A 13,484-nucleotide genomic window follows, 5' to 3' on the forward strand; every position below is an offset into this window, starting at 1 on the left:
GGGCTTGCCCGCCGTGACCCAAAGTGAATGACCTGTGGCGTTCACCAGGAGTGCAATTATGCATATTCTCGATTCCGTAGATGCAGCCTCGCTGCGCACCGATGTTCCTGTCTTCCGCGCGGGTGACACCCTCAAGGTTCACGTGAACATCATCGAAGGCAAGAACTCCCGTGTCCAGGTGTTCCAGGGCTTCGTCCTTGGCCGCCACGGCGACGGTCTTCGCGAAACCTTCACCATCCGCAAGGTCTCCTTCGGCGTCGGTGTGGAGCGTACCTTCCCGGTGCACTCCCCGATCATCGACAAGATCGAAGTTGTCTCCAAGGGTGACGTGCGCCGCGCGAAGCTGTACTACATGCGCGACCTGCGCGGCAAGGCTGCGAAGATCAAGGAAAAGCGCGACTTCCAGCCCAAGAAGTAAGTCCCCAGGGACCTACAAAGCAGGCCCCAGCCGTACCAGGCCAGCGCCGGAGCCCTTCGCATCAGCGCCCCAGGAATACGGATCATGGACCAGACAAAACGCCAGCCCAGACGAATGGGCTGGCGTTTTGCGTTCCTGGCAGTTCTCCTGGCCGTGGCCATCAGCGGGCTGGTCCGTTCACTTTTGCTGGATGTCTATTACATACCGTCCGAATCCATGGAGCCGGTCCTCGCGAAGGGGGACCGCATCCTGGTCTCCAGGACAGACTTCCATGCCGAACCCATCCGTCGGGGCGACATTGTGGTCTTCGACGGCAGGGGTTCGTTTGCTCCCCTGCACAGTGGGAAGGGCCCCTTTCTGGATTCCCTTGCAGCGGCCGGGCAGTGGCTTGGCCTGGCCAGCAGCGACACCACGTACGTCAAACGTGTCACCGGCATCCCCGGGGACACCGTGGTCTGCTGCGATGCAGACGGAAAGATCACCGTCAACGGTGGGGCACTCGATGAGCCGTACCTGTTCGGCGGAGACAGCCCAAGCACGCAGGTCTTCAGCGCCGTGGTGCCCGACGGAAGGCTTTGGCTGCTCGGTGACCACCGCTCGGCGTCCGCCGATTCGCGCAGCCTGCTCGGTGCGCCCGGCGGCGGCATGGTGCCAATGGACCGCGTTATCGGCAGGCCGGTCCAGATCGTCTGGCCACTTGATAGATTTGCTGCAGTACCACGGCCGCCAGCGGCAGGATCAACAACAGAGGACGGACAGTAAATGCCCGAGAACAATGCCCGGACACCTGAGCCGCCTCGCGAAGGAGCCCCCGGTGCCGACGCCGACGGTATGTCCGCCAACACGATTTCCAGCGGCGGGAACTCCGACGGCGTGGCGGATGGCAGCCCGTCGGCGCCACAGTCCGGCAGGCGATCCGCGGCACCGAATACCGCATCCGCCGCGCCCAGCCAGCTCTTTGTCTGGCTGAAGGAGGTTGCCACGGTAGTGGTGATCGCCGTGGTGCTGTCCTTCCTTATCAAGACCTTCCTGTTCCGCGCGTTCTATATTCCGTCCGAGTCCATGGTCAGCACCTTGGACGTTAACGACCGCATCTTCGTGAACCTGCTGGTTCCGGAGCCGTTTTCCCTCTCACGCGGCGACGTTGTGGTCTTCCGTGACACCAAGGGCTGGCTGAGCACCGCGCCGGAGGAACCGAACGGACCGTTCACATGGGTCCAGGACGGCCTGACATTTGTGGGACTCCTGCCGGACAACTCCGAGCAGCACCTCGTCAAACGCGTCATCGGGCTTCCCGGCGACGATGTGATCTGCTGCGACGGCGGCGGTAAACTGACCATCAACGGATCCCCTATTGATGAAACCTATGTTAATGGGGCTGAAGAACCGCAGATCCGTGCCTTCGACGTTGTTGTTCCGGAAGGAAAGGTCTGGGTCATGGGCGATAACCGGAACCACTCCGCGGATTCCCGCTCGCACCTGGAGGCCAATGGCGGATTCGTCGACCTCGTGGACGTGGAAGGTAAAGCCGCCGTTATCGCATGGCCGCTGAACCGGATCACTGTCCTCGATAACTATCCGGCCGTCTTCCGGAACGTGCCTGCGGGAGGCTAGCAGTGTCCGCAGTGATACCGGCCACCCCAGTCAAGGCCCCGGCTCCGGCCACGGCCTCAGTCAAGGCCCCGGCCCGTCAGACGGCCGGGGTCCGCTCCAAAGCACCGACACTGCGGCATGAGCGGACCTTCAAAGCGCAAGGTGCCCGCTACCTGGCCGGCGTGGACGAAGTGGGCCGCGGAGCGCTGGCAGGACCTGTGAGTGTCGGGATCGCCGTCGTGGACCTCCACACCCAGAAGCCCCTGGCCGGTGTGCGGGACAGCAAGCTGCTCAGCCCCGCCGAACGGGAGAGGCTGGAACCCCTGGTCCGACGCTGGAGTGTTGCGTCCGCCGTCGGGCACGCTTCCGCGCGGGAGATCGACGCGTTGGGCATCATTGCTGCGCTGCGGCTGGCCGGTACGCGCGCCTGGCAGGACATCCTTGCGGCCGGCATCAGCCCCAATGTGGTGCTGCTCGATGGCAGCCACAACTGGCTCTCGCCCGCCGGGCAGCCCTCCCTGTTTGACGAGCCGCCCGTGGATTTCGCGTGCCTTGCCCCGGTCCACACCAAGATCAAGGCGGACATGCAGTGCCTGAGCGTGGCCGCAGCCAGCGTGATTGCGAAGGTGGAACGCGACGAGCAGATGCGCGGCCTGCACTGTGAATACCCCGAGTTTGGCTGGGACGTCAACAAGGGCTACGCCACGGCAATTCACCGGGACGCGCTCCGCGCCGCCGGAGCCACACCGTACCACCGGGTGAGTTGGAACCTCCTGGGCGGCGAACTCTGATTCCGTGCCGCTCCAGTGCCTGCCGCACTGGTGTGGGGCTCGTGCGGCGCGGACGCTGCGACTGCGGCGCCCTGGATGGTGCAAGATGGAAGCATGAGTGCAGAGGATCTTGAAAACTATGAAACCGACATGGAGCTGCAGCTCTACCGTGAATACCGCGATGTTGTCGGGCTCTTCAGTTACGTTGTCGAGACCGAACGCCGCTTTTACCTCGCAAACCACGTTGACCTGCAGGCCCGAAGCGCCGACGGCGAGGTCTACTTCGATCTGACGCTCCAGGATGCCTGGGTGTGGGATGTGTACCGTTCGGCACGGTTCGTGAAGACAGTCCGTGTCCTGACGTTCAAGGATGTCAACGTCGAAGAACTGCCCCGCAACGAGGATCTCGCCCTGCCGAAGGACGCTGACCTCGGCAACTGACGCCGGCCCACTGCTCCTCCACAGCCCCGCTGTATTGGGGCGGTTTTCCCGGGTTGCCCACATACGCGAATAGCCTGCTGTCCTCCGCTGTCCTGCCACTGCAGGCTGGTTGCGGAGGTAGAAATGAAATCCAAAGACCTGTTGGGCCGGCGCGGCGAGGAACTCGCGGCCGGCTATCTTGAATCGCTCGGCATGCTGGTGGTGGAACGCAACTGGCGCTGCGCCGACGGTGAAATAGACATTGTGGCCCTGGACGGCGACGCCCTGGTCATCGCAGAGGTGAAAACCCGCCGTTCCCTGGACTACGGGCACCCGTTCGAAGCCGTGGGGCCGGACAAACTCGCCCGGCTGCATCGGCTCGGTTCGGCGTGGTGCCGAGACCGGGAGCTGCGGATGCCGCTACGGCGCGTGGACGTCATTGCCGTGGTGGACGACGGCGGCGGCGAACCCGTGGTGGAACACCTCAAGGGGGTGGGGTAGATGGCGCTGGGCCGGGCCTACTCCGTGGCACTGGTGGGATTGAACGGGTACATCGTCGAGGTAGAAGCAGATATTGGCCAGACCCTGCCGGCATTCGTGATCCTGGGCCTCCCGGACGCAGCCCTCAACGAGGCCAAGGAACGCATACGTTCCGCGGCCAAAAATTCCGGAATTCCGCTGAGCCGGCGGAAGATCACGGCCAACCTCATCCCTGCGTCGCTGCCCAAACGCGGTTCCGGCTTCGACCTTGCCGTGACCATGGCAGTCCTGAGGGCCGCAAATGACATCAAGCCCACCGGCCGGACCGTCTTCATCGCCGAACTCGGGCTGGATGGCCGGCTACGGCCGGTGCGCGGCATCCTGCCGGCAGTGATGGCGTCGGTGCAGGCCGGCTATCCGGACGTGGTGGTCGCGCACGCCAACCTCGGCGAAGCATCGCTAGTCCCCGGAGCCAACGTCAAGGGGTACCGCACGCTGGCGCGGCTGGCGCTCGATTTCGGTGCAGACCCGCAAGAGCTCGCACTGGACTTCGAGCCGGAGGACGAGGCCGGTCACGGGGATTCCGAACCGGGAGCCCAGGCTGTTCCTGACATGGCCGACGTCTCCGGCCAGGGCGACGCCAGACGTGCACTCGAGGTGGCCGCTGCCGGGGCCCACCACCTGCTCCTGACCGGACCCCCGGGTGCGGGCAAGACCATGCTGGCCGAAAGACTTCCCGGTCTCCTGCCGGACCTTGCCGATAATGAGGCCATGGAAGTCACTGCCATCCACTCCCTCTGCGGCCTTCCCTCATCCGCCGTTCAGCTTGTGCGGCGGCCGCCGTTCGAAAACCCGCATCATTCGGCTACAGCCGCCGCCATTATCGGCGGGGGATCGGGGTTGCCGCGCCCGGGTGCGGCGTCGCGGGCGCACCGCGGTGTCCTGTTCCTGGACGAGGCCCCGGAATACGAACGGCGCGTCCTGGACGCCCTCCGCCAGCCCCTGGAGAGCGGGGAGCTGGTCATTCACCGCTCGGCAGGAACGGCAGCCTACCCTGCCCGGTTCCAGCTGGTCCTTGCCGCCAATCCCTGTCCCTGCGGCAAGGCTTCGGGAAAGGGCCTGGACTGCACGTGTACGCCCATGATGCGGCGCCGCTACGTGGCCAGGATGTCCGGTCCGCTGCTGGACCGGGTGGATATCCAGCTGCAGGTGGAACGCGTGTCACTGGCCGACTTCGGCCAGGCGGGCGCCGAAGAAGACACAGCCGCCGTGGCACGGAGGGTAGGCGACGCACGCCGGCGCCAGGCCGAACGGCTGCGGCCGCTGGGAATGGAAACGAACTCGCAGGTGCCCGGCCGGATTCTGCGCGGCGCCCTGCGGCTGCCGGCCGACGCCACGCGGATCCTGGACCACTCACTGGAGCGGGGCGTACTGACCGCCAGGGGCTATGACAGGGTTCTCCGGCTGGCCTGGACCCTGGCGGACCTGTCGCACCGCGATATGCCCGACACCAACGACATCGGCCAGGCCCTTGGCCTCCGGCAGGCTGCCTCGGCAGCTGCGTGAAGGAAGAAACCACATGGACAACGAACGGATCGCCCGGGCCGCCCTGTCGCGGCTCATGGAACCGCAGGACGCGGCCGGACTGGCCCTGGTACAGGCCACCGGCGCACCCGACGCCTTGAAAATCGCCACGGGCCAGGCGGCCGCCGGCCCGGCACTGGAGCGGGAGATCACCGGACTGCTGGCGGACAACGGCGCCGGAACCAGCTGGGCGGGGATGGCTGCCTCCCTCAAACGCTGGGCTCCCCGCATTCCGGATCTGGCGCCCGAGCGTGACCTGGCCACCATGGCACGCCTTGGCGGCCGGCTGATAATCCCGTCGGATGATCTCTGGCCTGCCCAGCTCGGGGACCTTGGGATGCAGGAGCCCATCTGTCTGTGGTGGCGGGGCCTGGAACAGGAGCTTCCCGGTCCGGCCCGGAGCGTGGCGCTGGTGGGGTCCCGCGACAGCACCAGCTACGGCGCCTCGGTGACCGGGGACCTCGCCTACTCCCTGGCTCAGCGGGGCTTCACCGTGGTGTCCGGGGGCGCGTACGGCATCGACGCCCACGCGCACCGGGCAGCACTGGCCGGGGGATCAGCGGCGGTGCCTACCATCGCGGTGATGGCTGGTGGTGTGGACCGGTTCTATCCGTCCGGCAATGAGGATCTCCTGCGGGCGGTCTGCAACCAGGGAGCGGTGCTCGCAGAGGTGCCGCCGGGGTCGGCGCCCACTCGCTACCGCTTTCTCCAACGGAACAGGCTGATCGCGGCCTTGGCCGCTGTGACGGTGGTGGTGGAAGCGCGCTGGCGGTCCGGTGCGCTGAACACGGCCCACCACGCGGAGACGCTTGGCCGGGCGGTGGGAGCTGTGCCGGGGTCCGTGCACAGCGCCAACTCCGCCGGCTGCCACCGTCTACTCCGGGATGGCGGGGCTGTCTGCGTGACTGACGCCGCGGAGATCGCCGAACTGGCCTCCCCAAGCGGCGTGGGGCTTGCGGCGCCCGGGACAGCGCATGCGGCCGACCATGACGGACTGACCCTGGAGGATCTGATCCTTCTTGACGCCCTGCCGCTGCGGTCCACCACGTCCGTGGACAAGCTCTGCGCAGTTGCCGGCCTCAGTGCGGACTCCGTGCGGGCCGGGTTGGGCAGGCTAGGCCTGCTGGGGCTCGCAGCTTCAGAAAGGGGAGGCTGGAAACGGGCCAAGGAATTAGCGTAGTTGCCTGTGTCCGGCACGGGATTCCCGCGGAGTTCTGGGACAGTGGAACAGTGCAGAATCAGGAACTGTCCCGGGCGTTTGAGCAGGCACTCGCAGACTTCGGCAGATACCTGACCGCCGAGCGGGCCCGGTCCGGGCATACGCTTCGGGCATACCTGTCCGATCTTCGAAGCCTCCTGGAATACGCCGCCTCCGAGGGCGTCACGGATCTGCCGGAACTGGAGCTGGGCACTCTCCGACGCTGGCTCGGGGCGCAGAGCCAGGCCGGGATATCCCGGGCCACCCTTGCGCGGCGATCGGCTACAGCGCGTTCCTTCACCACGTGGGCCATGCGGGAAGAGCTCATCGAGACCGATCCTGCCCTCCGTCTCAGGGCTCCCAAAGCGGAAAAGTCACTGCCCGGGGTGCTGCAGTCCCAACAACTCCTCAGGCTGCTGAACAGTCTGGAAGAAGCCGCGGCTAACGGGTCACCGGTTCCGGTGCGTAACCGGGCCATGGTGGAGCTCCTATACGCCACGGGGCTGCGGGTGGGGGAGCTGGCCGCCTTGGATGTGGACGATCTCAACCCGGACCGCCGGACCCTACGGGTGGTCGGCAAGGGCAACAAGGAACGGACGGTTCCCTACGGCGTCCCGGCAGCTGTAGCGGTCGACGACTGGCTCCGCAGGGCCAGGCCGCTCCTGGCGACGGGCCACAGCGGACCGGCGCTTTTCCTGGGCGCCAGAGGAAACCGTGTTGACCAGCGTCAGGTCAGGACCGTGGTGAATGCTCTCTTCGAAGCTTTGGGCGACACCTCAGCAACCGGTCCGCACGCGCTAAGGCATACTGCGGCAACGCACCTGCTCGATGGCGGCGCGGATCTTCGTGCGGTCCAGGAAATCCTGGGCCACAGCAGCCTCGCCACCACGCAGATCTACACCCATGTGTCCGTTGAGCGGCTCCGGAGCAGCTACCAGCAGGCCCATCCCCGGGCCTGAGAGCCGTGGATTCCCGCCAACGCGGGGTTAATTCCAGGACTGTGTTACCTATGGCGGATCGCACTGGCGTAATTACGCGGCGTACGGCACAATAAGAGTCACGTCCGGCAACTTTCAAGTGACGCTTGAAGGTCTTTCGCTTCGCGCGTCACCCGCAAGTCCGGACACAGCTTAATAATCAGGCAGGGAACACCGCCGCTGGAACATACAGCACCGGGCAGTTTCATCCAGGCAGAGGTCGTTGGGGAAGACGTACCTACAGCTATGGAGGATGGAATGTCTGTTGCAATGACCCGCGGTGTGCTGTTTGTTCACTCAGCCCCTACAGCACTGTGCCCGCACGTTGAGTGGGCCATTGGATCCGTCGTGGACAAGCGGACGGATCTAGAGTGGACCCCTCAGCCTGCCGCGCCCGGAATGTTCCGCGCCGAGCTCTCCTGGACAGGAACCCCGGGCACCGGATCGCTGCTGGCATCCTCACTTCGCGGCTGGGCCCATCTTCGCTACGAGGTCACTGAAGAGCCGAGCCAGGGAGTTGACGGCGGCCGCTGGTCGCATACCCCCGAACTGGGAATCTTCCACGCCACAACGGACGTCCACGGCAACATCATGGTCTCAGAGGACCGCATCCGTTACGCCTACGAATCGGGTGCCGGCGATCCCTCGGCCGTGTACCACGAGCTTTCCCTGGCCTTGGGTGAGGCGTGGGACGAGGAACTAGAGCCGTTCCGCCACGCAGCCGAGGGCGCACCGGTCCGCTGGCTGCACCAGGTGGGCTGACCGCCGTCGGACATCACGACGTCGTACTTCCTGTCCGCTGTCCCGGCAGAAGACGTGCCGGATCGGAAGGCGGCGCTCCATAGCAAAAGCAGAGGCCCCGCCACATGGCGGGGCCTCTGCTTCGTCTGCGGTACTTGCTGTTCCCGCGCTGCTGCTAGATGCTGCGGACAGCGATCACGGCGTTGTGGCCGCCGAAGCCGAACGAGTTGCTCAGGGCCACGATGTCGCCTGCCGGCAGATCCCTCGCCGACGTGACGACGTCGAGCGGGATCTCCGGGTCCTGGTTCTCGAGGTTAATGGTGACCGGGGCCTTGCGGTGGTACACGGCCAGCACAGTGAGTACTGCCTCCACGGCACCTGACGCGCCCAGCAGGTGGCCCATCTGTGACTTAGTGGCGGACACTGCGACGTTGTCGAGGTGGTTCCCCAGCGATGCGCGGAGGGCCGTGTACTCGGGCTTGTCACCGACGGGAGTTGAAGTGGCGTGCGCGTTGACGTGGACAACGTCCTCGGCCTGGATCCGGCCGTCGAACATGGCTGCCTTCAGCGCGCGCGTGGCGCCCAGGCCCTGGGGGTCCGGGGCGGTGATGTGGTAGGCATCGGCCGTCACGGAGGTGCCGGCCAGTTCGCCGTAGATGCGGGCGCCGCGGGCAATGGCGTGTTCCTCAGCTTCGAGCACCAGCGCGCCGGCGCCTTCGCCCATCACAAAGCCGTCGCGGCCCAGATCGTAGGGGCGTGAGGCGCCCTGGGGGTCGTCGTTGCGGCGCGAGAGGGCCTGCATGGACGAGAACGCGGCCAGGGGCATGGGGTGGATGGCTGCCTCGGCGCCGCCGCACATCACTACGTCGGCCTTGCCGGAGCGGATCAGCTCCAGGCCCAGGTGAAGGGCCTCGGTGCCCGACGCGCAGGCCGAAACCGGGGTGTGGGCGCCGGCCCGGGCGCCAAGGTCAAGGCTGACGGCTGCTGCGACGCCGTTGGGCATCAGCATGGGCACCGTCATGGGCAGGACGCGGCGCGGGCCCTTTTCCTTCAGCGTGTCCCACGCGTCCAGCAGCGTCCAGACGCCGCCGATGCCGGTGGCGAAGGCGACGGCAAGGCGGTCGGGGTCAATCTCGGTGATGCCGGAATCGGCCCAGGCTTCACGGGAGGCGATGACGCCGAACTGGGTGGACGGGTCCATCCGCTTGGCCTCAACGCGGCTCAGGACCGATAGTGCCGGAGTGGAGCAGCGGGCGGCGAAGTGGACCGGCAGTTCGTACTTGGCGACCCATTCGTCTTCCAGCGTGCGGGCACCGGAGACCCCCTTCAGCGCGTTGTTCCACATGGTGGGTACGTCGCCGCCGATGGGCGTGGTGGCACCCAGACCGGTAATGACTACTTTGCGTGTCATTGGATCACTCTCTGTCGGTGGGCAGGCCGTATCCGGTTGTCCGGCGGGGTCCCGCGTGTGGGGCAGCTGGCTGCCGAAAAATGTGGTGGACTGCCGGTCCGGCCTGAGCACGGACCGGCAGTCCAGTCAGCCTTAAGGGGCTGAAGCCTTGGCTAGGCCTGTGCGCCTGCGATGAAGCTGACGGCGTCGCCCACGGTCTTGAGGTTCTTGACCTCTTCGTCCGGGATACGCACGCCGAACTTCTCTTCGGCGTTGACCACGATAGTCATCATGGAGATGGAGTCGATGTCCAGGTCCTCGGTGAAGGACTTGTCCAGTTCCACAGCCTCGGGGGCAAGGCCGGTTTCTTCGTTGACGATTTCAGCCAAGCCGGCCAGGATCTCTTCGTTGCTAGCCATTGATGGCTCCTTTTCTTGTTATTGCCGGCAGGGGGTGCCGGAAACGGTGCAGTCCGCGGATGCGGGCTGTATGGGGCGTTCCTAAGGAAGGACGATTACCTGGGCACCGAAGACCAGCCCGGCGCCGAAGCCGATCTGGAGTGCGAGGCCGCCGCTGAGCTCAGGGTTTTCCTTGAGCAGGCGGTGGGTAGCAAGGGGGATGGAGGCCGCCGAGGTGTTTCCGGCATCAGCGATGTCCCGGGCCACGGTGACGGATTCAGGAAGATTCAGTTTCTTGACCATCTCGTCGATGATCCGCATGTTGGCCTGGTGCGGGATGAACGCAACGAGGTCTTCAGCCTTGACGCCCGCGGCCTCCAAAGCCTGCTGTGCCATCTTGGCCATTTCCCAGACCGCCCAACGGAAGACGGTCTGCCCGTCCTGGCGGAGTGTGGGGTAGAGCTCCTGCGCTTCTTCGAGCAGGGCAAAGTCGCCGGGCTCGTCGGACTGGCGGGCGGCCATGCTGAGGTCGCGGACATCCAGGATGGAACGCGTCATGCCGATGGCGTCCCACTTGCTGCCGTCCGAACCCCACACTGAGGGTCCGATGCCGGGGGTGTCCGAGGGGCCGATGACAACAGCGCCCGCGCCGTCGCCCAGCAGGAAGGAAATGGTACGTTCCCGGTTGTCGATGACGTCGGAGAGCTTCTCCGCGCCGACCACCAGCACGTAGGTGGCCGTGCCGGAGCGGACCAAGGCATCACCCTGGGCGATGCCGTAGCAGTACCCGGCGCAGGCGGCCGAGATATCGAAGGCCGGAGCCGGCGTCGCACCGATGCGGTCAGCCAAGGCGGCGGCAGCCGACGGCGTGGCGTACGGGTGGGTGACGGTGGAAACGATGACGGCACCAAGCTGGGAGGCTTCGATGCCTGCCTGCTGCAGGGCCTCCCGGGCAGCGCCCTCGGCCATATCGATGACGCTGACGTCGGCAGCGGCCCGGTGCCGGGTCACGATGCCGGTCCGCTGGCGGATCCATTCGTCCGAGGAATCAATCCACTGGCAGACGTCGTCGTTGGTGACGATGACGTCAGGCCGGAATGCGCCGAGGCCGATGATGCGGCTGTATTCGTTTACGGAAACCTGTTTCAGCGTGGGAACGCTCATGCGTTTCCCTCCAGTTCTGCGAAGAGTGCCAGTGCGGCCGTGAGGTCGTCCGGGGTTTTGACTGCAACGGTCTTGACGCCGGGCATGCCGCGCTTGGCGAGCCCGGCCAGGGTGCCGGCCGGGGCCAGCTCAATGACACCGGTGACGCCGCGCTGCACAAGGGTTTCCATGCAGAGGTCCCAGCGGACCGGCCGGGAGACCTGCGCGATGAGGCTCTCGACGGCGGCGCCGCCGTCGGTCACTTCCCGGCCGTCAAAGTTGGACAGCAGGGGCACCTGCGGCTTCTGCGGCTTGAGGCCAGGCTTGAGCGACTCGAGGGCGCTCACGGCGGGGGACATGTGTGAGGTGTGGAACGCCCCGGCCACTTTCAGCGGGATGACCCGCGCCTTCGCCGGCGGGTTGTCCGCCAGGGCCTTGAGTTGTTCGAAGGTTCCGGCTGCCACGGTCTGGCCCGCGCCGTTGACATTGGCAGGTGTCGCGCCGGTAGCCTCGATGGCGGCCAGGACCTCTGCGGGGTCCCCGCCCACAACGGCACTCATGCCGGTGGGGGTTACGGCAGCGGCGGCGGCCATGCTGTTGGCGCGTTCACGCACGAACGTCATGGCTTCCTGCTCGGTGAGCACGCCGGCGAGGGCCGAGGCGGTGATTTCACCGACGGAGTGGCCGGCAAGGATCACGGGAAGCGTGCCGAGTTCGACGTCGAACAGCGACTTTGCGGCCACCAGTCCGGCGGCAACAATCAGGGGCTGCGCAACGGCGGTGTCCTTGATGGTGTCCTCGTCAGAGGTGGTCCCGTGGGCAGTCAGGTCGATGCCTGCGATCTCACTGAGGGAGGCCAGATGGCCTGCTACCGAAGGCAGTTCCAGCCAAGGGGCCAGAAAACCCGGGGTCTGTGAGCCCTGTCCAGGGCAGACTATTGCAAGCACGTATCCAGCTTTCCAAATTTCGGGGTCATCCAGCGGTGTTTCACTGCACCAAGCTCAAGGGGTCAGTTTGTAGGAAGTCTACAACGACTCACGGCTGATTCCGCGCCGGATGACGCTCCGCCGGGGCTTTTGGCGGCGCCGACAGCCGCCCGACAACCAACGCCGCCTGCAGCACAAACGCCTCCCGGGGGAGCAGCGGATCCCAGCCCGTGACGTCGCAGACGCGCTTGAGCCGGTACCTGACGGTGTTGGCGTGGACAAACAATTCGCGGGCGGTCGCCTCAAGGGAATGGCCCAGCTCCAGGTAGGTGCCCAAGGTCTCCACCAGCCCGTTGGAGGCGGCGACAAGCGGACGGTAGATGTTCTTGACCAGGGAACGGCGCGCCGCTTCGTCACCGGAGATGACGCGTTCCGGCAACAGGTCATCGGCGGCCACGGGCCGGGGGGCGGCGGGCCACGCCCTTGCCGCGGTCAGGCCGGCAAAGGCAGACTGCGCTGAGCCGCTGGCCTCCAGCAGGGAGCCGGCTTCCGGACCGTAGACCACCGGGCCGGGGGCGAACATTTCGCTGAGTTTCAGGTATGCGGTCTCGCGGTCCTGGACGCCGCCAAGGATCAGGATCAGCCGGTCGCCCTGGATGCCCACCAACGCATCCTCGGCGTAGCGGCCTGCCAGGCGGCGCAGTTCGCTGACGTAGCTGGCACTGGGTTCAGACGGCGAATTGCCCACCATCACAGTGAACCTCTCCTGTGCCTTCCAACCCAGCGCGGCGATCCGGGACCGCAGCGCGTCCGTGTTTTCGCCACGGAGGATGGCGTCCACGATCAGCGCTTCCAGCCGCGTATCCCAGGAACCGCGGGACTCGGCCGCCCGTGCGTACACGTCTGCCGCCGCGAAGGCCACTTCCCGTGAGTACCGCAGCACCGCCTCGCGGAGGGAGGGCTGGTCAGCTTCCGGGGCGATGACCGGCACCTGGTCTTCCACCACTTCCACCACGATGCGGATGAGCTGGAGCGCCTTCTGGAGGCTGATGGAGCGCGTCAGCTCGGTGGGGGCCGTCCCAAAAACGTCGGTGAGGATCCACGACGGTGAGCTGGGCCGCTCATACCAGGTGACAAACGCTGCGATGCCGTTTTGCGCCACCATGCCCAGGGCCGAGCGCTCGTCGGAGCTAAGGCGCGAATACCACGGCAGCGACTTTTCCAGCTGGCGAAGGGTGGTGGTGGAGAGCTGGCCCACGCTTGCCCGGAGCTTTTTCAGGGTTTCGGATTTCTCCGGTGTCATGCTGCGCGAGGACGGCTTGCGCTTCACGGGCGGGGTGGTTGGCTCTGGCATCCTACGAGCATACGGTGCCTGCCCGGCAAGCTCTATTTGTGCAAAGGCTACAACGTTGTTGGACCTGCGTCACAGGCTGCCTCCTGTCCAGA

General features: G+C 66.0%; 15 protein-coding genes. 10 read left to right on the forward strand and 5 right to left on the reverse strand.

Going from position 1 to position 13,484, the window contains the following annotated elements; genetic code table 11:
- The first annotated feature begins 58 nt into the window (after positions 1–58).
- The 10 genes from rplS to ACX80X_RS15700 all read left to right on the forward strand — a co-directional run bounded on the left by rplS (position 59) and on the right by ACX80X_RS15700 (position 8,202).
- Positions 59–418: a 50S ribosomal protein L19 gene (gene rplS / locus ACX80X_RS15655; protein ID WP_056349088.1), complete on the forward strand. Its 360-nt coding sequence runs from the start codon at positions 59–61 to the stop codon at positions 416–418.
- An 84-nt stretch (positions 419–502) separates the two neighbouring features.
- The gene (lepB, locus tag ACX80X_RS15660) at positions 503–1,180 is read left to right on the forward strand and encodes a signal peptidase I (RefSeq protein ID WP_252601583.1); all 678 of its coding nucleotides are present in this window, start codon (positions 503–505) and stop codon (positions 1,178–1,180) included.
- On the forward strand, positions 1,181–2,032 hold the full coding sequence (gene lepB / locus ACX80X_RS15665) for a signal peptidase I (protein WP_252601581.1): 852 nt from the start codon (positions 1,181–1,183) through the stop codon (positions 2,030–2,032). It begins immediately after the preceding gene.
- A 2-nt stretch (positions 2,033–2,034) separates the two neighbouring features.
- Positions 2,035–2,802 (forward strand): ribonuclease HII, encoded by a 768-nt coding sequence (locus tag ACX80X_RS15670; protein WP_374210044.1) that lies wholly within the window; start codon positions 2,035–2,037, stop codon positions 2,800–2,802.
- A gap of 93 nt (positions 2,803–2,895) precedes the next feature.
- A complete protein-coding gene (locus ACX80X_RS15675; protein ID WP_252601579.1) occupies positions 2,896–3,222 on the forward strand; it encodes a DUF2469 domain-containing protein in 327 nt (108 codons plus the stop codon).
- A 123-nt stretch (positions 3,223–3,345) separates the two neighbouring features.
- Positions 3,346–3,702: a YraN family protein gene (locus tag ACX80X_RS15680; protein WP_252601576.1), complete on the forward strand. Its 357-nt coding sequence runs from the start codon at positions 3,346–3,348 to the stop codon at positions 3,700–3,702.
- A complete protein-coding gene (locus ACX80X_RS15685) occupies positions 3,703–5,247 on the forward strand; it encodes a YifB family Mg chelatase-like AAA ATPase (protein ID WP_252601573.1) in 1,545 nt (514 codons plus the stop codon).
- 13 nt (positions 5,248–5,260) lie between these two features.
- Positions 5,261–6,445, forward strand: coding sequence for a DNA-processing protein DprA (dprA, locus tag ACX80X_RS15690; protein WP_252601570.1), 1,185 nt, complete (start codon positions 5,261–5,263; stop codon positions 6,443–6,445).
- Positions 6,446–6,495: 50 nt separating this feature from the next.
- Positions 6,496–7,422 carry a tyrosine recombinase XerC gene (locus ACX80X_RS15695; protein ID WP_252601567.1) on the forward strand — a complete coding sequence of 309 codons (927 nt, stop codon included), beginning with the start codon at positions 6,496–6,498 and terminating at the stop codon, positions 7,420–7,422.
- Positions 7,423–7,698: 276 nt separating this feature from the next.
- A complete protein-coding gene (locus ACX80X_RS15700; RefSeq protein ID WP_056349065.1) occupies positions 7,699–8,202 on the forward strand; it encodes a DUF3145 domain-containing protein in 504 nt (167 codons plus the stop codon).
- A 154-nt stretch (positions 8,203–8,356) separates the two neighbouring features.
- On the opposite strand, the gene ACX80X_RS15705 is transcribed toward ACX80X_RS15700, so the two are convergent.
- The 5 genes from ACX80X_RS15705 to ACX80X_RS15725 form a co-directional block, all read right to left on the reverse strand.
- Positions 8,357–9,592: a beta-ketoacyl-[acyl-carrier-protein] synthase family protein gene (locus ACX80X_RS15705; protein WP_252601565.1), complete on the reverse strand. Its 1,236-nt coding sequence runs from the start codon at positions 9,590–9,592 to the stop codon at positions 8,357–8,359.
- A gap of 152 nt (positions 9,593–9,744) precedes the next feature.
- The gene (locus ACX80X_RS15710) at positions 9,745–9,990 is read right to left on the reverse strand and encodes an acyl carrier protein (protein WP_009359314.1); all 246 of its coding nucleotides are present in this window, start codon (positions 9,988–9,990) and stop codon (positions 9,745–9,747) included.
- A gap of 81 nt (positions 9,991–10,071) precedes the next feature.
- Positions 10,072–11,133, reverse strand: coding sequence for a beta-ketoacyl-ACP synthase III (locus ACX80X_RS15715; RefSeq protein WP_252601563.1), 1,062 nt, complete (start codon positions 11,131–11,133; stop codon positions 10,072–10,074).
- A complete protein-coding gene (locus tag ACX80X_RS15720; RefSeq protein ID WP_181037144.1) occupies positions 11,130–12,059 on the reverse strand; it encodes an ACP S-malonyltransferase in 930 nt (309 codons plus the stop codon). Before ACX80X_RS15720 ends, ACX80X_RS15715 begins: the two co-directional genes overlap by 4 nt.
- 88 nt (positions 12,060–12,147) lie before the next feature.
- Positions 12,148–13,392 (reverse strand): PucR family transcriptional regulator, encoded by a 1,245-nt coding sequence (locus ACX80X_RS15725; RefSeq protein WP_056349053.1) that lies wholly within the window; start codon positions 13,390–13,392, stop codon positions 12,148–12,150.
- Between the last annotated feature and the right edge of the window lie 92 nt (positions 13,393–13,484).

The sequence above is a fragment of the Pseudarthrobacter sp. MDT3-1 genome (assembly GCF_054510755.1).